This is a genomic window from Azospira sp. MPR-LB4, from assembly GCF_058809525.1.
In genome coordinates, this window is the sequence record NZ_CM179521.1 from 738,989 (window position 1) to 758,037 (window position 19,049).

Annotated in this window: 16 protein-coding genes; 11 read left to right on the forward strand and 5 right to left on the reverse strand. The window is 68.8% G+C overall.

The annotated features are described in order from the left end of the window. The first annotated feature begins 49 nt into the window (after positions 1–49). A complete protein-coding gene (locus AC3QLZ_RS03355; RefSeq protein ID WP_130458640.1) occupies positions 50–976 on the forward strand; it encodes a sodium-dependent bicarbonate transport family permease in 927 nt (308 codons plus the stop codon). A gap of 69 nt (positions 977–1,045) precedes the next feature. Here the strand turns inward: AC3QLZ_RS03355 and AC3QLZ_RS03360 are convergent, their stop codons facing one another. The 3 genes from AC3QLZ_RS03360 to AC3QLZ_RS03370 all read right to left on the reverse strand — a co-directional run bounded on the left by AC3QLZ_RS03360 (position 1,046) and on the right by AC3QLZ_RS03370 (position 3,076). Then, complete coding sequence (locus tag AC3QLZ_RS03360; protein WP_416244243.1) at positions 1,046–1,936, reverse strand: FHA domain-containing protein; 891 nt, start codon at positions 1,934–1,936, stop codon at positions 1,046–1,048. Between the two features lie 176 nt (positions 1,937–2,112). Further along, complete coding sequence (locus AC3QLZ_RS03365) at positions 2,113–2,601, reverse strand: FKBP-type peptidyl-prolyl cis-trans isomerase (protein ID WP_014237888.1); 489 nt, start codon at positions 2,599–2,601, stop codon at positions 2,113–2,115. Between the two features lie 10 nt (positions 2,602–2,611). Beyond that, positions 2,612–3,076, reverse strand: coding sequence for a peroxiredoxin (locus AC3QLZ_RS03370; protein WP_014237889.1), 465 nt, complete (start codon positions 3,074–3,076; stop codon positions 2,612–2,614). Positions 3,077–3,298: 222 nt separating this feature from the next. Between AC3QLZ_RS03370 and AC3QLZ_RS03375 the strand changes: the two genes are divergently transcribed. The 5 genes from AC3QLZ_RS03375 to AC3QLZ_RS03395 all read left to right on the forward strand — a co-directional run bounded on the left by AC3QLZ_RS03375 (position 3,299) and on the right by AC3QLZ_RS03395 (position 8,827). Next, complete coding sequence (locus AC3QLZ_RS03375) at positions 3,299–3,982, forward strand: SIMPL domain-containing protein (protein WP_130458642.1); 684 nt, start codon at positions 3,299–3,301, stop codon at positions 3,980–3,982. Between the two features lie 135 nt (positions 3,983–4,117). After that, entirely contained in the window at positions 4,118–5,608 is a 1,491-nt protein-coding gene (locus AC3QLZ_RS03380) for a TolC family protein (RefSeq protein ID WP_416244242.1), read from the forward strand. Between the two features lie 2 nt (positions 5,609–5,610). Further along, positions 5,611–6,867, forward strand: coding sequence for an efflux RND transporter periplasmic adaptor subunit (locus AC3QLZ_RS03385; RefSeq protein WP_416244241.1), 1,257 nt, complete (start codon positions 5,611–5,613; stop codon positions 6,865–6,867). Next, positions 6,867–7,613, forward strand: coding sequence for an ABC transporter ATP-binding protein (locus tag AC3QLZ_RS03390; protein ID WP_152089058.1), 747 nt, complete (start codon positions 6,867–6,869; stop codon positions 7,611–7,613). The genes AC3QLZ_RS03385 and AC3QLZ_RS03390 overlap by 1 nt, the downstream gene beginning before the upstream one ends. Then, on the forward strand, positions 7,607–8,827 hold the full coding sequence (locus tag AC3QLZ_RS03395) for an ABC transporter permease (RefSeq protein WP_014237894.1): 1,221 nt from the start codon (positions 7,607–7,609) through the stop codon (positions 8,825–8,827). Before AC3QLZ_RS03390 ends, AC3QLZ_RS03395 begins: the two co-directional genes overlap by 7 nt. A gap of 279 nt (positions 8,828–9,106) precedes the next feature. On the opposite strand, the gene AC3QLZ_RS03400 is transcribed toward AC3QLZ_RS03395, so the two are convergent. After that, positions 9,107–10,603 carry a methyl-accepting chemotaxis protein gene (locus AC3QLZ_RS03400; protein WP_416244240.1) on the reverse strand — a complete coding sequence of 499 codons (1,497 nt, stop codon included), beginning with the start codon at positions 10,601–10,603 and terminating at the stop codon, positions 9,107–9,109. Between the two features lie 231 nt (positions 10,604–10,834). On the opposite strand from AC3QLZ_RS03400, the gene AC3QLZ_RS03405 reads away from it, so the two are divergent. The 5 genes from AC3QLZ_RS03405 (at position 10,835) to bioD (ending at position 15,691) form a co-directional block, all read left to right on the forward strand. Further along, positions 10,835–12,163, forward strand: coding sequence for an adenosylmethionine--8-amino-7-oxononanoate transaminase (locus AC3QLZ_RS03405; RefSeq protein ID WP_416244239.1), 1,329 nt, complete (start codon positions 10,835–10,837; stop codon positions 12,161–12,163). Continuing rightward, positions 12,160–13,335, forward strand: coding sequence for an 8-amino-7-oxononanoate synthase (gene bioF, locus AC3QLZ_RS03410; RefSeq protein WP_014237897.1), 1,176 nt, complete (start codon positions 12,160–12,162; stop codon positions 13,333–13,335). Before AC3QLZ_RS03405 ends, bioF begins: the two co-directional genes overlap by 4 nt. Before the next feature lie 10 nt (positions 13,336–13,345). Beyond that, positions 13,346–14,098, forward strand: a complete 753-nt coding sequence (locus AC3QLZ_RS03415; RefSeq protein WP_416244238.1) for an alpha/beta fold hydrolase — start codon at positions 13,346–13,348, stop codon at positions 14,096–14,098. Then, the gene (bioC, locus tag AC3QLZ_RS03420) at positions 14,098–14,871 is read left to right on the forward strand and encodes a malonyl-ACP O-methyltransferase BioC (protein ID WP_416244237.1); all 774 of its coding nucleotides are present in this window, start codon (positions 14,098–14,100) and stop codon (positions 14,869–14,871) included. The genes AC3QLZ_RS03415 and bioC overlap by 1 nt, the downstream gene beginning before the upstream one ends. Positions 14,872–15,037: 166 nt before the next feature. After that, positions 15,038–15,691, forward strand: coding sequence for a dethiobiotin synthase (bioD, locus tag AC3QLZ_RS03425; protein ID WP_416244236.1), 654 nt, complete (start codon positions 15,038–15,040; stop codon positions 15,689–15,691). Positions 15,692–15,802: 111 nt separating this feature from the next. On the opposite strand, the gene AC3QLZ_RS03430 is transcribed toward bioD, so the two are convergent. Beyond that, entirely contained in the window at positions 15,803–18,946 is a 3,144-nt protein-coding gene (locus AC3QLZ_RS03430; RefSeq protein ID WP_492783338.1) for an ATP-binding protein, read from the reverse strand. Between the last annotated feature and the right edge of the window lie 103 nt (positions 18,947–19,049).

Consider the following 19,049-nt stretch of genomic DNA (forward strand, 5'->3'; position numbering starts at 1 on the left):
ACATGAAAAGACTCAGAATGCGCCACACCAAAACAAACGGAGTCTGTTCGTGCTTGATGCCGTCCCCTTTTTCTTCGCCCTCGGCGCTGTCGCCAGCCTGGCCCGCAGCGAGCTGAAGCTGCCGACTGCGGTTTTCGAGGCCCTCTCCATCTACCTGCTGCTGGCCATCGGCCTCAAGGGCGGCAGCGAAATCGCCCATAGCAGCGACCCGGCCCTGCTGACCCATGCCGCCCTGGCCATCGGCCTGGGAGCCCTCATCCCCCTCTTCGCCTTCCCCCTCTTCCGCCTGCGCTTCAACCGCTTCGATGCGGCCTCCCTGGCCGCCCATTACGGCTCCATCAGCGTCGTCACCTTTGCCGTCGGCACCACCGTACTGGCCAGCCGTGGGGTGGCCTACGAAGGCCATCTGGCCCTGCTGGCCGCCCTCATGGAGGCGCCCGCCATCCTGGTGGCCACCGTGCTGGCCCGGCTTGGCGGCGAAGAGCGCCCGGACTGGCGCAAGCTGATCCATGAAGTCTTTGCCAACAAGAGCGTGCTGCTGCTCCTGGGCGGCATCCTCATCGGCTGGGCGGCCGGCCCCCACGGCACCGAGCCCCTGAAGCCCCTCTTCACCGACCTCTTCAAGGGCGCCCTGTGCCTGTTCCTCCTGGAAATGGGGCTGGTGGCGGCTTCCCGCCTGGGGGACCTGCGCAAGGCCGGGTTCTTCCTGGTGGCCTGCGGCATCGCCCTGCCCCTGGGCAACGCCGCCCTGGGCTGGCTGGCCGCCAGCTGGATGGGGCTGTCCGTGGGCGGGACCGTGCTGCTCATGACCCTGGCGGCCTCCGCCTCCTACATCGCCGCACCGACGGCCATGCGCCTGGCGGTGCCGGAAGCCAACCCGGCCCTGGGTATCGCGGCGGCCCTGGCCCTCACCTTCCCCTTCAACGTGCTCTTCGGCATTCCCCTTTACCTGTGGGTGGCCCAGCAGCTGGCCTGAAATCCGGCCTTCCGCCCGCCAAAAAAAACGGCAGCCCTGGGGCTGCCGTTTTTTTTCGTGAAGCCGGGATCAGCGGTAGAAGACCTGGAAGCGCACCTTGCCCTGGTCGCCCAGGATCACCACATCCCCGTCCTGCAGGGTCACCTCGCCCACGCGCTGGGCCATGTTGCCGTTGTGGAAGGTGCCGTTGGTGGACTGGTTGTCCCGCAGCAGTAGCTTGCCGCCGATGGGGCCGACCCAGGCGTGGCGGTTGGAAACGTGGGGATCGCCGATGACCACGCTGGCCTCCACCGAGCGCCCCAGCATGAGGCCCTGGCCCACGGGGAATTCCTGGCCCTGCAGGGGGCCGGCAATGCAGCGCAGGCAGGCCACCGGCTCCGGCCGGGAAACCAGAGTGGCATCGCTGCCCGGCATTGCCTCGGCAACGGCAGCAGGAGCGGCAGGTGCCGGTGCCACCGGCGGCAGGGTCGCCACCGGCGACGGCACGGCAGGCTCGACGCGGCCAGCCCCAGGCTGGGACGCCTCGCCGGCCAGCAGGCGGCGGTAGGTGGACACCTTGTTCCAGTGGATGATCCAGCACACCAGGCTGACCAGGCCGAACAGCAGGCCGAGGAAGGGAATGGGCGAAAGCAGGCCGAAGATGCAGCTGATGAGGCCCACGGTCAGGCCGCCGTCGCCGAAGGCCTGGGTCTGCCGCGCCTCGCCCTCCCGCTTGAGGGCGCTGGAGAGGATCACCACCGCAGCCAGCCAGACGATGAAGCCGATGGCAGGAATCAGGGTCAGCCACACCAGGGCCGAGGGAATGGCCGGGCGGAATTCGGGACGGGTGGCATCCAGGCAGCGCTGCAGGTTGAGCAGATAGAAGACCATGGCGACGATGACGCCGATGGCGAACAGCAGGACCAGACCGACAACGATGAAGCCCAATCCCACCATGGCATTGGCTGCGGAATCGTGCATGGAGTTCTCCCTGAAACGGCCCGTGGCCCGGGCCTGTCAATGATTTGAGTGCAACGCGGCAACTGGCTCGGGACTATAGACCAGCCCCCCGAGCTAAGCAAACGGCATGACCGGCGCCCCATGAAAAAAGGCCCTGCAGCAGCAGGGCCCTTTCACGGCACGGAAGCGGGACGGGATTACTCGTCGTCGCACTCGCCGTCGTCGTGCACGTGACCGTGTTCCAGCTCGGTAGCGCTGGCGGGGCGCACGGCGGTGACGGTGCAGGTGAACACCAGGGCGGTACCGGCCAGGGGATGGTTGCCGTCCAGGACCACCTTGCCGTCGGCGATGTCGGTGACGCGGTAGAGGATGAAGTCATCGTCGTCGCTGCCTTCGGGGGCGCCTTCGAACTGCATGCCCACTTCCAGGGTCTCGGGGAAGTTTTCCCGGGGCTCCATCTGCACCAGTTCGGAATCGTATTCGCCGAAAGCGTCGTCTGGCTGCAGCTTGACCTTGACGGTTTCGCCCACGCTCTTGCCCTGCAGGGCCTCTTCGATCTTGGGGAAGATATCGTCGTAACCGCCGTGGATGTAGACCAGCGGATCCTTGCCCGCATCCACCAGGACGCCGTCCGGATCGGTGACGTTGTAGTCCAGGGTGACGACGGTATTCTTAGCTACTTGCATGGGGAATTTCCTAAAGTTCCTTGGCCAGGCGCAGCATTTCCAGCGCATGGCCCTTGGCGTTGACGCCGTAGAAGGCGTGGCGAACAAGGCCCTGTTTGTCGATGACGAAGGTGGAGCGGAGGATGCCGTGCTTTTTCACGCCGTCCACTTCCTTCGCCTGCCACACCCCGTAACGACGGCAGACCTGGCCCTCCTCGTCCGACAACAGGCGCACGGAAATGCCGTGCTTGTCGCGGAACGCGGCGTGACGCAGACAGTCGTCCCGGCTGATGCCGAGCAGGGTGCAGTCCCGGCGCTCGAACTCGTCCTCATGATCGGAAAAGTCCGTGGCCTCCAGGGTGCAGCCCGGGGTGTCGTCTCTGGGGTAGAAGAAGAGAATGATGTGGCGCTTGCCCTTGTATGCCGCAAGCTCCACCAGCTCCATGTCTGCATCCGGAAGCGCGAACTCCGGCGCAGCCTGACCAGGTTTCAGCATTGCTGTCTCCTCAAAGACGCCTCAAGGACCTTGCCCGAGGTGAGCCGATTCTAGCCGAGCTTGAAGGGCCGTGCCAGCGACCGAACAAATGTCCGGGAGGGCCGGCGGCGGCGTTAGAATGGCCAATTGCACCGGGCCGGCGGCATCGCTATTCATCCGGCATTGACGGAACCTTCATTCGCCTGCCCGGGTCAGCCTCTCTTTGCCGTCGAAAGGAAAGCCATGCATCCCTCCCGCCCGACCTCCCGCCTCAGCTTCGCCCTGCTCGCCCTCGGCCTCGCCGCTGCCGCCCAGGCCGGCACCACGGTGGACCTTTCCGCCAGCGCCAGCCGCAGCGCCCCCAACGACCTGGTCCTGGCCAGCGTCTTCGCCGAAGCCAGCGGCCCCACCACCGCCGACCTGGCGCAGAAGGTGAACACCCAGATCGCCGAAGGCCTGCGTACCGCCAAGGCCTACAAGGACGTCAAGGTGCGCAGCGGCGGCACCCACACCTATCCGGTCTACGGCAAGAGCGGGCGCATCGAGTCCTGGCGCATGCGCTCCGACATCGCCCTGGAAGCCCGGGACGCAGGCGCCCTCTCCGAGCTGCTGGGCAAGCTGCAGGCCACCATGGGCGTGGGCGGCGTGCAGTTCATGCCGACCCCGGAAACCCAGAAGAAGGCCGAGGATGAAGCCACCGTGGAGGCTATCGCCGCCTTCAAGGCCCGGGCCAAGCTGGTGGGCGACACCCTGGGCAAATCCTGGCGCATCAAGCAGCTCAGCGTCGGCAGCAGCGGCGGCCGCCCCCCCGTCTATCCGCGCATGAAGAGCGCCCTGATGGCCGCCGAGGCCGTTCCCATGCCCCTGGAAGGCGGCGACTCGGCCGTCACGGTGAACATTTCCGGCCAGATCGAACTGGCCGATTGAGACCGCCACGCCCCCGCCCGGCAGGATGGCCGGACGGGGGCCGATGCAACATCCGGTAACAACTTGCCGTCCCGGTACGGCCCAGGGGCCCGCTATACTTCGGCTCAAAATTCCTAAGGCTCCGGCCGCGCCCCGATGAAACCCGCAACCATGCCCGTGACGGCACCTGCCCGCTCCGCTTTCGCCCCCCTTCCCCTGACCCTGGCGTTCGCCGCGGTCCTGGCCGCCGCCCCGGCCCTGGCCCTGGACCCCCTGGGCAGCGATGCCCTGGCGCCACCCCGGCCGACCCTCGGCGGCAGCGAGGGCCAGGGCGCCAATCCCTGCCCCGAGCAGCCGGTGAGCGGCCCCCTGTCCCTCACCGAGGTGGTGGAGCGGGCCCTCTGCCACAATCCCCAGACCCGGGAAGTGTGGGCCAACGCCCGGGCCCAGGCGGCCCTGGTGGGCGTGGCCCAGGCGGCCTACCTGCCCGGCCTCAGCCTCAGCGCCGGCCAGAGCCGCAACCGCAACGACAGCCGCAAGCCGGAGAGCTACACCCAGAAAAATGCCGGCCTGACACTTTCCTACCTGCTGTTCGACTTCGGCGCCCGGGCCGCCACCCTGGAGAATGCGCGGCAGTTGCTGGCCGCCGCGGCCGCCACCCAGGACAGCACGGTGCAGGCCGTGTTCCTCGCCGCCCTGCAGGCCTACTACCAGGTCCAGGCCACCGAGGCGGCCCTGGTGGCCGCCCGGGAATCGGAACGGGCCAGCCTGGAAAGCTTCAACGCCGCCGATGCCCGCTACAAGGTGGGCACCGCCACCCCGGCGGACCGGCTGCAGGCCCAGACCGCCTACTCCCAGGCCTCCCTCAAGCGCATCCAGGCCGACCGGGATTTCAAGAATGCCCAGGGCACCCTGGCCAACGTCATCGGCGGCGAGGCCCACCGTCCGCCGGCCCTGGTGCCGGCCACGCCGGTGGTCGCCCCGACCCGGGAATTCACGGCGGATGTGGACGCCCTGGTGGCGGAAGCCCGGCGCCGCCGGCCCGACCTGGTGGCGGCGGAGGCCCAGTACCAGGCGGCCCAGGCCAATGTGGAAGCGGTGCGCGCCGCCGGCCTGCCCACCCTGTCCCTCAGCGCCGGCCCGGCCTACCAGGATCTGGGCGGCAACGTCAGCAATACCTCGAGCATCGGCGTCACCCTCAACGTGCCCCTGTTCACCGGTTTTTCCACCACCTACAAGGTGCGCAACGCCGAATCACTGAAGGAAGCCCGGGAAGCCCAGCGGGAGCGCATCCGCCAGCAGGTGGCCCTGGACGTGTGGAAGGCCTATCAGGGCCTCATCACCGCCGGCCAGTCCCTGCAGACCACCGCCGACCTCCTGGTCTCCGCCGAGGCGGCGGAAAAGGTCGCCCTGGGCCGCTACAAGGCCGGTCTGGGCAGCATCCTGGACGTCCTCAACGCCCAGAGCGCCCTGGCGGCGGCCCGCCAGCAGCGGGTCCAGGCCACCTTCGAGTGGAACGTCTCCCGCGCCACCCTGGCCCAGTCCATGGGCAACCTGGACATTTCCCTGCTGCAAAGCCTCCCCGACGCAGCCACCGCCAATGCCGGCCAGTCCGCCGCCAGCGGCCCCATCCAAGGCTCCAACTGATCATGAAACGCCCCCAGAAGAAAACCGTCGTCCTGATTCTGGCCGCCCTGCTCCTCGCCGGCAGCGGCTACGTCGCCTACCAGAAGCTCACCGCCCCGGGCCTGGAGCAGCGCTACAAGCTGCAGACCCTGGAAAAGGGGGAACTGACCCAGAGCGTCTCGGCCAACGGCACCCTCAACCCGGTGACCCTGGTCAATGTGGGTACCCAGGTTTCCGGCACGGTGAAAAAGCTCTACGTGGATTTCAACGACCAGGTGAAGCAGGGCCAGATATTGGCCGAGCTGGACGACTCCCTCTATTCCGCCCAGGTGCACCAGAGCGATGCCAACATCGCCAGCGCCAGGGCCTCCCTGGACCTGGCCATCGCCAGCGAGGAACGCATGAAGTCCCTCTTCGCCCAGGAATACGTCAGCCGCCAGGAGCTGGACCAGGCGGTGCAGGCCCGCCGCAGCGCCCAGGCCCAGCTCAACCAGTACAAGGCGGCCAACGACAAGGACCGGGCCAACCTGGGCTACTCGGTGATCCGCTCCCCGGTTTCCGGCGTGGTGGTGGATCGGCAGATCGACGTGGGCCAGACCGTGGCCGCCAGCTTCCAGACCCCCACCCTGTTCAAGATCGCCCAGGATCTGACGGCCATGCAGATCTACACCAGCTTCGCCGAGGCCGACATCGGCAACATCAAGGTGGGCCAGCCGGTGAAGTTCAATGTGGATGCCTTCCCCAACCGCCAGTTCAAGGGCGAGGTGAAGCAGGTGCGGCTCAACCCCACCACCCAGCAGAACGTGGTCACCTACAACGTGGTGGTGGTGGTGGACAACCCGGAGCAGATTCTCCTGCCGGGCATGACCGCCTATGTGAACATCGCCGTGGCCAAGCGCAGCGAGGTGCTGCTGGTGCCCAACGCGGCCCTGCGCTACAAGCCCAACGGCGGCCAGAAGCCGGCTCCGAATGCCGCCAGCAATGCCGCCGCCAATGGCGCCCCGGCCGGCGGCCCGCCGGGAGCAGCCGGCCCCGGCAACGGCAAGGGTGCCGGCGAGCGCCAGCGCAAGCGGGACAGCGCCAGCGGCACCGTCTACGTGCTGCGCGGCGGCGAAGTGGTGCCGGTCAGCGTCAGCCTGGGCATCACCGACAACCGCAACACGGAAATCGTCGGCGGCGAACTCAATGCGGGGGACCAGGTGATCGTCGGCGAGAACCTGCCGGACGGCGCCAATGCCGGCGGCAGCAGCGGCGGCACCATGCGCATGAGGATGTTCTGATGAGCGCTGCGACGGCCTCCGCCGACGCGGCGGCGGTGATCGAGGTGGCCGGCCTGGACAAGGCCTACGACACCCCCATGGGCCCCTTCCCGGTGCTCAAGGGCGTCAGCCTTGCCATCCATGCCGGCGAGTTCGTCGCCATCATGGGCCCCTCCGGCTCCGGCAAGTCCACCTTCATGAACATCCTGGGCTGCCTGGACCGGCCCAGCGGCGGCGACTACATCCTCGACGGCAAGCACGTCTCGGCCCTGGACAAGGACCAGACCGCCCTGCTGCGCAACCGCACCATCGGCTTCGTCTTCCAGGGCTTCAACCTGCTGCCGCGCATGAGCCTGGAGGACAACGTGGCCCTGCCCCTGGTCTATTGCGGCGTGGACAAGGAAGAGCGGCGCCAGCGGGCCCGGGAACTGCTGGCCAAGGTGGGCCTGGGCCAGTACGCCAAATCCCTGCCCAACCGCATCTCCGGCGGCCAGCAGCAGCGGGTGGCCATCGCCCGGGCCCTGGTGAACCGGCCCCGCCTGATCCTGGCCGACGAGCCCACGGGCAACCTGGACAGCCACACCAGCGAGGAGATCATGGCCCTGTTCGAGGAACTGAACCGGGAGGGCATCACCATCGTCCTGGTCACCCACGAGCCGGACATCGCCCAGCACGCCAAGCGCCAGGTGCGCTTCCTCGACGGCCGCATCGTGCACGATGCGCCGACCCACCACGACCTGCCCGCCGGGGAGACCCAGCCATGCTGACCGCCATGCTCGGCGAAGCCTGGCGCGCCATGGGCGCCAACCGGCTGCGCACCTTCCTCACCATGCTCGGCATGGTCATCGGCGTCGGCGCCGTGGTGCTGATGCTGGCCATCGGCCAGGGCGCCCAGTACGCCGTGGCCCAGTCCATCAATTCCATGGGCAGCAACCTGTTCATCGTCCTCTCCGGCTTCACCAACGCCGGCGGCGTGCGCAGCGGCAGCGGCAACGCCCCCACCCTGACCGTCACCGATGCGGAAGCCATCACCGAGCTGGACGGGGTGGAAACGGCGGCGCCGGTGCACCAGGGCTCGGCCCAGCTGGTGTATGGCTCGAGCAACTGGAACTCCTACGTCATCGGCACCACGCCGGCCTATCTGGACGTGCGCTCCTGGGCCCTGGTGGACGGCTCCCCCTTCACCGATTCGGACCTGCGGGCCTCGACCCGGGTGGCCCTGATCGGCAAGACCGCGGCCCAGAACCTGTTCGGCGCCGAGAACCCGACGGGCAAGACCCTGCGCATCGGCCAGGCCCCCTTCCTCATCCTCGGCGTGCTGGCGCCCAAGGGCCAGAGCCTGGACGGGCGGGACCAGGACGACGTGCTCATCGTTCCCCTCACCACGGCCCAGCGCAAACTCTTCGGCACGCCCTTCCAGGGTTCGGTGCGGGCCATCATGGTCAAGGCCGCGGCGCCCGAGGTGATGCCGGCGGTGGAAAATTCCATGAACGCCCTGCTGCGCCAGCGGCACCGCATCCGCCCCGGCCAGGACGACGACTTCAACGTGCGCAACCTCACCGCCGTGGCCGATTCGGCGGCGGAGACCACCCGCATCATGTCCCTGCTGCTGGGCGCCATCGCCTCCGTCTCCCTGCTGGTGGGCGGCATCGGCATCATGAACATCATGCTGGTCTCGGTCACCGAACGGACCCGGGAAATCGGCATCCGCATGGCCATCGGCGCCCGGGAGAAGGACATCCTGACCCAGTTCCTGCTGGAGGCCATCGTCATCTCCATCGCCGGCTGCCTCATCGGCCTGCTGCTGGGCATCGGCGGCGCCGTGCTGACCAACCTGCTCACCGGCACCGCGGTGATCATCTCCGGCAGTTCGGTCATCGTCGCCTTCAGCGTCGCCGCCGGGGTCGGCATCTTCTTCGGCTACTACCCGGCCCGCAAGGCCGCCCGCCTGGACCCCATCGAGGCCCTGCGCTACCAGTAAAACTTCACAAGGCCCTGCCCCACCAGGCAGAAGGGACGCCACTCTCCACCGCATCACCGCGGAGAATGGCGTCCCTTCTGCGTTTCAGGCCAGGTCATAAAGGCGGGCCACAGAGGGCACAGAGAACACAGAGTTAAGGCGTCGCCGTGGCAAAGCTGGGGGCGAAAGCTGGGGGCGAAAGCTGGGGGCGAAAGCTGGGGGCGAAAAAAACGGCGGCCCGTGGCCGCCGTTTCAACTCTCTGTGTTCTCTGTGCCCTCTGTGGCTAAGCTTTCCCCGCCTCAGTCGATGCGGAAGAAAGCGATGTTCTGCTTCAGCCGCTCGGCCTGGGAATGGAGTTCCTGGGCCGTGGCCGCCAGTTCCTCGGAGGCGCTGGCGTTGTGCTGGGTGGTCTGGTTCACCTGGCTGATGGCCTGGCTGATCTGGCCGGCGCCGATGGCCTGCTCCTCGGAGGAGGCGGCGATTTCCTTGACCAGCTGGGCGGTCTTTTCGATGTTGGGCATCATGTCCTGGAACAGGCGCCCGGCGTTTTCCGCCTGCTCCACGCTCTTGCCGGCCAGTTCGCCGATCTCGTGGGCGGCGGCCTGGGAACGCTCGGCCAGCTTGCGCACCTCGCCGGCCACCACGGCGAAGCCCTTGCCGTGCTCGCCGGCCCGGGCCGCCTCGATGGCGGCGTTGAGGGCCAGCAGATTGGTCTGGTAGGCGATCTCGTCCACGATGCCGATCTTGTCGGCGATCTGCTTCATGGCCTCCACCGTGGCGCCCACGGTCTTGCCGCCGACCTGGGCATCGCTGGCGGCCCGGGCCGACATGTCCTGGGTCAGGTGGGCGTTGTCCTTGTTGTGCTCGATATTGGCCGACATCTGCTCGATGGAGGCGGAGGTCTCCTCGACGCTGGCGGCCTGCTCGGAGGCGGACTGGGAGAGGCTGTGGGAGGTGACGCTGACCTGGTCCGAGGCATTGACCAGGGCGTCGGCGCTGACCCGCACCTCCTGGATGACCTTGCGGGTGCGGTCGATCATGCGTTCGGCCGCCTGCAGCATGAGGCCGATTTCGTCCCTGGCATCGGAGGAGGCATGGACCGTCATGTCGCCCTCGGCCAGGGCCTCCATCACCTTCTGCATGCGCTGCACCGGCCCGACGATGGTCTTCATCAGATAGACGGAGAAACCGATGAGCAGGATCAGGCCGCCGATGGCCAGGCTGCCCTGGGTGGTGGCGGCCTTGAAGAAGACCGCGTCCACGTCGTCGATGTAGATGCCCGAGCCCACCAGCCAGCCCCATTCCTTGAAGGCCTTGACGTAGGAGATCTTCTCCACCGGCTCGCTCTTGCCCGGCTTGGGCCAGAAATAGGCGTAGTAGCCCTGGCCCACGTCCCGGCCGATGCGGGACATTTCCGAGAACAGGCGGTTGCCCTTGGGGTCCTTGGTCTCGGCGAAGTTCTTGCCATCCATCTCCGGCTTGATGGGATGCATGACGATGTTGGCGTTGAAGTCCATGAGGAAGAAATATTCCTCGCCCTCGTAACGCAGGCCCTTGATGGCGGCGGCGGCGGTCTGCCGCGCGTCCTCCTCGGAGAGGCGGCCGGTCTGCTGCTCCCGGTAGTAGTAGGCCAGGATGCCGTGGGCCGTTTCCACCACGTTCTTGGTCTTCAGCTTGCGGTCTTCCAGCAGGTTTTCCTTGAGCAGGAACAGCCCCTGGCCGGAATTGACGAGGAAGCCGGCGACCGCCAGGGCCACCAGCAGGAAAAGCTTCCAACCCAGCTTCATGTTTTTCATCGATTGTCTCCCGCCTCTCAACCCTTAGTTGTGCCAGCGATATTGTTTTGGTCGGCCCCTCCCCGCCTCAGTCGGCGGGGCTGCCGCAGGCTATTCTAGCCATTTTGTCGCCGTCTTTGCGCATCGCTTTTGGCACTGGCCTGCCGGGGCGGGTAAAATGGCGGGCTTGAGGTGGTGGCCCCGGCGCCGCGACCTGTCCACCATCCCTGCCCACCATCCCGCCCACGCCCCATGTCCGCAAACCGCCGCCTCCTGGACCGCAGCCTTGCCGCTGTCTGGCATCCGTGCACCCAGATGCAGCACCACCTGGCGGCCGACGGACTGCCCCTGATCCCCGTCCAGAGCGGCGAGGGGGTATGGCTGACGGACTTCGACGGCCGCCGCTACCTGGACGGGGTCAGCTCCTGGTGGGTCAATCTCTTCGGCCACCGCAACCCGCGCATCAACGCTGCCCTCAGGGACCAGCTGGAAACCCTGGAGCACGTGATCCTGGCCGGCTTCACCCACGAGCCGGTGGTGCAGCTCTCCGAGCGCCTCTCCGCTCTCACCGGCGGCGCCCTGGGCCACGCCTTCTACGCCTCCGACGGCGCCTCGGCCACCGAGATCGCCCTGAAGATGTCGCATCATTACTGGCGCAACACGGGCCAGCCGGAGAAGACCGATTTCCTTTGCCTGGAAGGCAGCTACCACGGCGAGACCGTGGGCGCCCTGGCGGTCACCGACGTGGCCCTGTTCAAGGATGCCTACGCCCCCCTGATCCGCCCCGCCGCCGTGCTGCCCTCCCCCGACGCCCGCCTGGCGCGGGACGGCGAGACCGCCGCCGACGTGGCCCGGCGCGCCGCCGCGGCCCTGGAAGCCCATCTGCAAGCCCACCACGACCACATCGCCGCCCTCATCGTGGAGCCCCTGATCCAGTGCGCCACCGGCATGGCCATGCACGATCCGCTCTACCTGAGTCTGGCGCGGCAGGCCTGCGACCGCTACGGCGTGCACCTCATCTGCGACGAGATCGCCGTGGGCTTCGGCCGCAGCGGCACCTTCTTCGCCCATGAGCAGGCCAACATCCGGCCGGACTTCCTCTGCCTCTCCAAGGGCATCACCGGCGGCTACCTGCCCCTCTCCGTGGTGCTGACCACCGACACCGTGTATGAAGCCTTCCTCGACGATGCCGTGACCCGGGGCTTCCTCCACTCCCATTCCTACACCGGCAACGCCCTGGCCTGCCGGGCCGCCCTGGCCACCCTGGACATCTTCGAGCAGGACGACGTGATCGCCGCCAACCGGCAGCTCTCGGAGCGCCTGCACCAGCTGTTGGAACCCCTGCGCCAGCATCCCCGGGTGCGCCACTACCGGCGCCGCGGCATGATCCTGGCGTTCGACGTGGAGGGGGCCGACGCTTCCTTCTCCCGCCGCTTCTACAAGGCCGGCCTGGAGCGGGAACTGATGCTGCGCCCCATCGGCAACACGGTCTATCTGATGCCGCCCTACGTGCTCTCCGAGGACGAGGCCCGCCATCTCTGCCAGGGCACCCTGGCCACCCTGGAGGCCACACTCGCATGATCTGGGAAAGCCTGGACGCCGAACTCAAAGCCATCGAAGCCGAAGGCCTGACCCGCCGCCGCCGCATCGTCGATTCCCCCTGCGGGCCGGAAATGGTGGCGGACGGCAAGCCGGTGCTGGCCTTCTGCAGCAACGACTACCTGGGCCTGGCCAACCACCCGGAAATCGCCGAGGCCATGGCCGAGGGCGCCCGGCAGTGGGGCGCCGGCTCCGGCGCCTCCCATCTGGTGAGCGGGCATCTGCGCCCCCACCACCAGCTGGAAGAAGCCCTGGCCGCCTTCGTCATGCGCCAGCGGGCCCTGTATTTCTCCACCGGCTACATGGCCAACCTGGCCATGATTCCGGCCCTGGTGGGCCGGGGCGACGCGGTCTTCGCCGACAAGCTCAACCACGCCTCCCTCATCGATGCGGTGCAGCTCTCCCGGGCCGACAGCCACCGCTACCGGCACCTGGACCTGGCCCATCTGGAAAGCCAGCTGGCCGCCAGCCAGGCGCCGCGCAAGATGATCGTCACCGACGCCATCTTCAGCATGGACGGCGACATCGCCCCCCTGGAAGAACTCTACGAACTGGCCGAGAAATACGACACCTGGCTGGTCATCGACGACGCCCACGGCTTCGGCGTGGTGGGCCAGGGCCGGGGCAGTGCCGCCGCGGTAAAGCTCATTCCCTCGCCCCGGGTCCTCTACATGGGCACCCTGGGCAAGGCCGCCGGCGTCTCCGGCGCCTTCGTCGCCGGCAGCGCCAAGGTCCTGGAATGGCTGCTGCAGAAGGCCCGCACCTACATCTTCACCACCGCCGCCAGCCCGGCCGTGGCCTGCGCCCTGCAGAAGAGCCTGGAGCTGATCGCCGCCGGCAGCGAGCGCCGGGCCCATCTGGTGACCCTCATCGCCCGCCTGCGCCTGGGCCTGGAACCCCTCTGCGCCGAGCGGGGCTGGCAGCTGCTGGATTCCCCTACCCCCATCCAGCCCCTGGTCATCGGCGACAACGAACCCACCCTGGCCCTGAGCCGGGCCCTGCTGGAGCGGGGCATCTGGGTGCCCGCCATCCGCCCGCCCACCGTGGCCAAGGGCCAGGCCCGGCTGCGCATCACCCTTTCCGCCGCCCACACCGTGGGCCAGGTGGACGCCCTGGTGGCGGCCCTGGCCGAATGCGGGCCGCTGAAAAATTGAGTCCGACGCCATGAATTCCCCCGCCAAGCGCCCCCTGGCCCTGCTCCACGGCTGGGGCCTGGATTCCCGGGTGTGGGAGGCCCTGCTGCCCCACCTGACGCCCCATTTCTCCGTCACCCGGCTGCAGTTGCCCGGCTATCCGGGCCGCCCCGACGGCGCCGACTCGGTGGCCGCCACCGTGGACGCCCTGCTGGCCGACGTGCCCGAGGGCGCCCTGCTGCTCGGCTGGTCCCTCGGCGGCCAGCTGGCCCAGCTGATGGCGGCCCGGCCCCCCAAGCGCATCGCCGGCCTGGTGCTGGTGGCCACCTCGCCCCGCTTCCTCGCCGGCAAAGGCTGGAATGCCGGCCAGCCGGCCAGCCTGCTCGGCGGCTTCTCCGCCGCCGTGGGCCTGGCCCCGGGCCCGGTACTGCCGCGCTTCGCCACCCTGATGAACCAGGGCGACAGCCTGGCCAAGGACATCAACCGCCAGCTGGCGCCCCTGACCAAGGCCCCCCTGGCGGAAAAGGCCGCCCTGCTGCGGGGTCTGGACTGGCTGCGGGACCTGGATCTGCGCCCCCTGGCGCCCAAACTGCCCCATCCGGCCCTGGTCATCCACGGCGAGGCCGATCCCCTGATGCCGGTGGAGGCCGCCCGCTGGCTGGCCGCCCAGCTGCCCCACGGCCAACTGCAGCTCATGGCGGAGGCCGCCCACACCCCCTTCCTGCACGATCCGGCTGCCTTCGCCGGCCATCTGCAGGCCTGGGCGGAAGGACTGCCCGCCTGATGGAAAAACGCCACATCCGCCGCGCCTTCGACCGGGCCGCCGACTCCTACGACCAGGCCGCCGCCCTGCAACGCCAGGTGTGCGACGCCCTGGAATCCTCCCTGCCGCCCGGGGACGGCCAGCTGCCCGCCGGCTTTCTCCTCGATGCCGGCTGCGGCACCGGCTACGGCGCCGGCCTGCTGGCCCACCGCTATCCGGGCCGCCCCCTGCTCCTGGCCGACTTCGCCCCGGCCATGCTGGCCCGAGCCCGGGAAGGGGACAACGGCGGCCTGCCGCTGTGCGCCGACCTGGAGCACCTGCCCCTGGCCGCCGGCGGCGCCGCCCTCTACTGGTCCAGCCTGGCCGTGCAGTGGTGCGACCTGGGCCACAGTCTCAAGGAAGCGGCCCGGGTGCTGGCGCCCGGCGGCGTCCTCGCCTTCAGCACCCTGGGGCCCGGCACCTTCGCCGAACTGGGGGAGGCTTTCGCCGGCATCGACAGCCATCGCCACGTGCTGCCCTTCGCGCCTCCGGCCACCTGCGGCGAAGCCATGCTCGGCGCCGGTTTCCAGGAACTGCGGGTGGAGCGGCGCAAGCTGCAGATCTTCTACCCGGACCTGCGCAGCCTGCTGCGGGCCATCAAGGACATCGGCGCCAACCAGGTGGGCGGTGCCCGTCGCACCGGCTTCCTCGGCAAGGCCGCCTGGAAGACCGTGGAAGCGCGCTACGAACGCCACCGCAGCGCCGCCGGCCTGCCCGCCACCTACGACGTGGTGCTGTGTACGGCGGTGAAGTGAGCGGGGGGAAATTCTTTTTTGCCACAGAGGGCACAGAGAACGCTGAGGGGAAGAACCATCCGGCTGCCACGGCCGGCGGCAGCATTCCGTCCCCTCTGTTATTTCAGGCTTTTCTCTGTGATCTCTGTGCCCTCTGTGGCCAACGCCTTTCAGTGAGGACCGCACCATGAAACAGGGTTATTTCATCGCCGGCACCGATACGGAAATCGGCAAGACCTTCTCCGCCTGCGCCCTGCTGCACGCCGCCCGGCGCCAGGGGCTGTCGGCCCTGGCCATGAAGCCGGTGGCGGCCGGCACCGAGGCCGACGGGGATAACGACGACGTGCGCCGCCTGATGGCCGCCGCCTCCGTGGTGGCGCCCCGGGACCTGGTCAATCCCTATCTGTTCGCCCCGCCCATCGCTCCCCACATCGCCGCCGCCGAAGCCGGCCGGCCCATCAAGGCGGCGGTGATCCGCCATGCCTTCCAGGAGCTCAAGCCCCTGGCCGAGGTGCTGATCGTGGAAGGAGTGGGCGGCTGGCGCGTGCCCCTGGGGGACGATTTCGACGCCGCCGACCTGGCCCGGGAACTGGGCCTGCCGGTGATCCTGGTGGTGGGCATGCGCCTGGGCTGCATCAGCCACGCCCTGCTCACGGCCGAATCCATCGCCGCCCAGGGCCTGCCCCTGGCGGGCTGGGTGGCCAACCGCATTGATCCGGCCATGAGCCGCTTCGAGGAAAACCTGGCCTGCCTGGAGCGGGCCCTGCCGGCGCCCCTGCTGGGCGTCATTCCCCACGGCGTGGACGCTGCCGCGGCCGGCGACCTGCTGCGCCTGCCCTAGGCGCCCGGCAACAAACCCCTGCGGGCACCCGGCCAGGAGGCGCATCCCTGGCCGATGTCCGGCATGGCATGACGGAAAGCGCTACCGGACGGGCGTCTCCGGCCTGCCGTTTCAGGCGGCGGGCGCGCCCGCCAAGAGTTCCTGGCGCACCAGTTCCAGTTCTTCCTGCAGTTGCCGCACCAGCACGCCCAGGGTTTCCACGTGGCCGCCCTTGGCCCGGGTTTCCAGTTCCAGGGCCAGGGCCGTGCCGCGGCCGGCGCTGAAGGTGGCCAGCAGCCCTTTCAGGGTGTGGGCCTCCCGCGACAGGGCCTCCATGTCCTGCCCCGTCAGGGCGGCGTTGAGGCGCTGCAGGTAGTTGGGCAGGTCGTCGCTGAACATTTTCACCAGCATGGCGAACAGTTCCTCGTCCCCTTCCAGGCGGGCCACGGCTTCGGCCCGGTCGCAGCGGCGCAGCGCCGCCGGCGCCGACTCGAAAGGGGCCGCGGCAGCCGCCGCCTGGCCGTCTGCGGGTATCGCCGCAGCGGCGCCGGCCTGGCGCAACAGCTCGGACGGCAGCACATCGGCCATGGCAGAGAAGAATTCGTCCCGGCGCAGGGGCTTGGAAACGTAGCCGTCCATGCCCGCCTCCAGGCACAGTTCCCGGTCCCCGGCCATGGCGTTGGCGGTCATGGCGACGATGGGCAGGTGCTTGCCGTCGCCCCGGGCCGCTTCCGCCGCCCGGATGCGGCGGGTGGCTTCGAGGCCGCCCATGACCGGCATCTGCATGTCCATCAGCACCAGGTCGAAATGGTCCGTCGCCAGGGCCGCCAGGGCCTGCTGGCCGTTGTCCGCCAGGGTCACCCGGTGGCCCCGCTTCCGCAGCAGGGTCAGCACCAGTTTCTGGTTCACCGGGTTGTCCTCGGCCACCAGCAGGCGCAGGGGCGGCAGCACCACCTCGCCCCGACCGGCGTCGGCCTTGCCACTCTCGGCCGGACCGGCCACGGCCTCCAGGCGGGCGGTGAAGTGGAAGGTGCTGCCCTGGCCCGGGTCGCTCTCCACCCACATGTGGCCGCCCATCAGGCGCACCAGCCGGGTACAGATGGTGAGGCCCAGGCCGGTGCCGCCGAAGCGGCGGGTGACCGAGCTGTCGGCCTGGGAGAAGGCCTCGAAGATGAGCTGCTGCTTGTCCGCCGGAATGCCGATGCCGGTGTCGCTGACGGCGAAGTGCAGGAGCCCGTCCCGGGCTTCGACGCGCACCGCCACCTGACCTTCCTCGGTGAATTTGATGGCGTTGCCCACCAGGTTGATGAGCACCTGGCGCAGCCGCCCCGGATCCCCCAGATAGCCGTCGGCCACCTCCTCCGGCACCTCGCAGCGCAGCGTCAGGCCGCGCTGGCGGGCGCGCAGTTCCAGGGGCTTGAGAGTTTCCCGCAGCAGCTGGCGCAGGTGGAAGTGGATGTGCTCCAGCTCCAGCTTGCCGGCCTCGATCTTGGAGAAGTCCAGGATGTCGTTGATGATCACCAGCAGGGCGTCGGCGGAGGACTTGACCATCTCCAGGTAGTCCCGCTGCTCCGGCGTCAGGGCCGAATCCAGGGCCAGGTCGGTCATGCCCAGGATGCCGTTCATGGGGGTGCGGATTTCGTGGCTCATGTTGGCCAGGAATTCGCCCTTGGCCCGGTTCGCCGATTCCGCCGCCTCCTTGGCCTGCTGCAGTTCCAGCTCCGCATGCTTGCGCTCCGTGATGTCGCGGAACAGCCACAGGTGGCCCCGGTAGTCCTCCGGCTGGGCCACCTGGGGGAAGAGGTAGATGGGAATGTAGTCCCGCTCCAGGACGCGCCCGTCGGCCAGGCGGATTTCCTCGCCGAGGACGGCGCGCCGGTCCTCCACCACCGCCTCCACCCGGGGCACGAACCGGGCCCCGTCGGCGCACAGGCCCTGCAGGTGCTGCAGCACCAGGCGGCAATCCACCCCCACCAGTTCCTGGGGGTCCACATCCAGTTCGAACAGCTGGCCCAGGGCCTGGTTGGCCAGCACGATCTGGCGGTTCTCGTCCTCCACCAGGATGCCCGCCTGCATGCTCTCGATCAGGGCCGAGAGGCGGGAGGTGGTGGCCATGAGGAAGTCCTCGTCCCGCTTGCGCTCGGTGATGTCCTGGAAAGCGGCCACGGTGCCGGTGAAGCGCTCGCCCTCGAAGAGGGGCACGGAAACGACGGAGATGGGGAAGACGCTGCCATCGCTGCGGGTGAAGGCATCCAGCTCGGAACGGAAGGGCCGGCTGGCCACCGCCGGCGAGTGCAGGGGGCATTCGTCCTGGCTGACGTGGAAGCCGGTGGCGGTCTGGAAGTGGATGGTGTGGTGCACATCCTTGCCCAGCAGCTCCTGGCGGCGCCAGCCGAGCATGCGCTCGCCCTCGGCGTTGATGAAGGTGCAACGCCCCTCGGCATCGGTGGCGATGACCCCTTCCCCCAGGGCGTCGGTCAGGCTCTGCAGGAAGCGGCTGTTTTCCTCGATGGTCTCTTCCTGCTGCTTGAGGCGGCGCGAGGCCCGGTTGAGGGCCTGCACCAGCTCGCCGATCTCCAGGCTGCCGTGGTAGGCCGGCAGGCTCTGACCCCGCAGCACGTCGAGGCGTGAGGCGAAATCCGTGGCCTGGCGCAGGGCCCGCAGGGGCCGCAGGAGGAACAGCAGCAACAGGGTGGTGCTGCCGATGATGGCCGCCAGGGCGGTGACGATGCTGTCCTGCCAGATGTGGCGCCGGGCGTCGGCCAGCAGGTCGAGGCCGATCTCCAGACGCAGCCAGCCCAGCACCTGGCCGTTGGCGACCGGCTGCCACAACAGCAGACGGCGGCCGGCCGGGGTTTCCAGCAGGTTGGAGCGGGGCTCCTCGCCATGGGGCGGCAACAGGCGGGACACGCCGTATTCGGCGCTGGAGCCGCCCTGGGCATCCTTGCGCACCGAAGCCAGGACCTTGCCCCTGGCGTCGATCAGGGTCAGGGCCTGGATGTCCGGATACTCGGCGGAGCGCAGCAGGAAATACTCGAGGGCGCTCTCGTCCCCCAGCACCATCTGGGGCGCCGCGGTGAGGGCGATGTTCTCGGCCAGGGCCTGGCTGTGGCGAGTGATGGTTTCCTGGGACAGATCGGCCTGCTCCTGCACCGTGTAGGCGGTGAAGGCGAACACGGTAAGCATGAACAGCAGGGACACCAGCAGCGCCACCTGGGAACTGATGCGGTAGGGCAGCAGGCTGAAGCGGCGGCGGACGGCAGGAGTCTGGTTCATGGGCAAGGGCCGGAAGAACGGAAAGTGCGCCAAAAGGGCCGCGACGAAAGGGTCCGGCGGGGCCGGGGAAGCGCCTGCCGGCGGCGGGCTGCAAAGCCCCGCC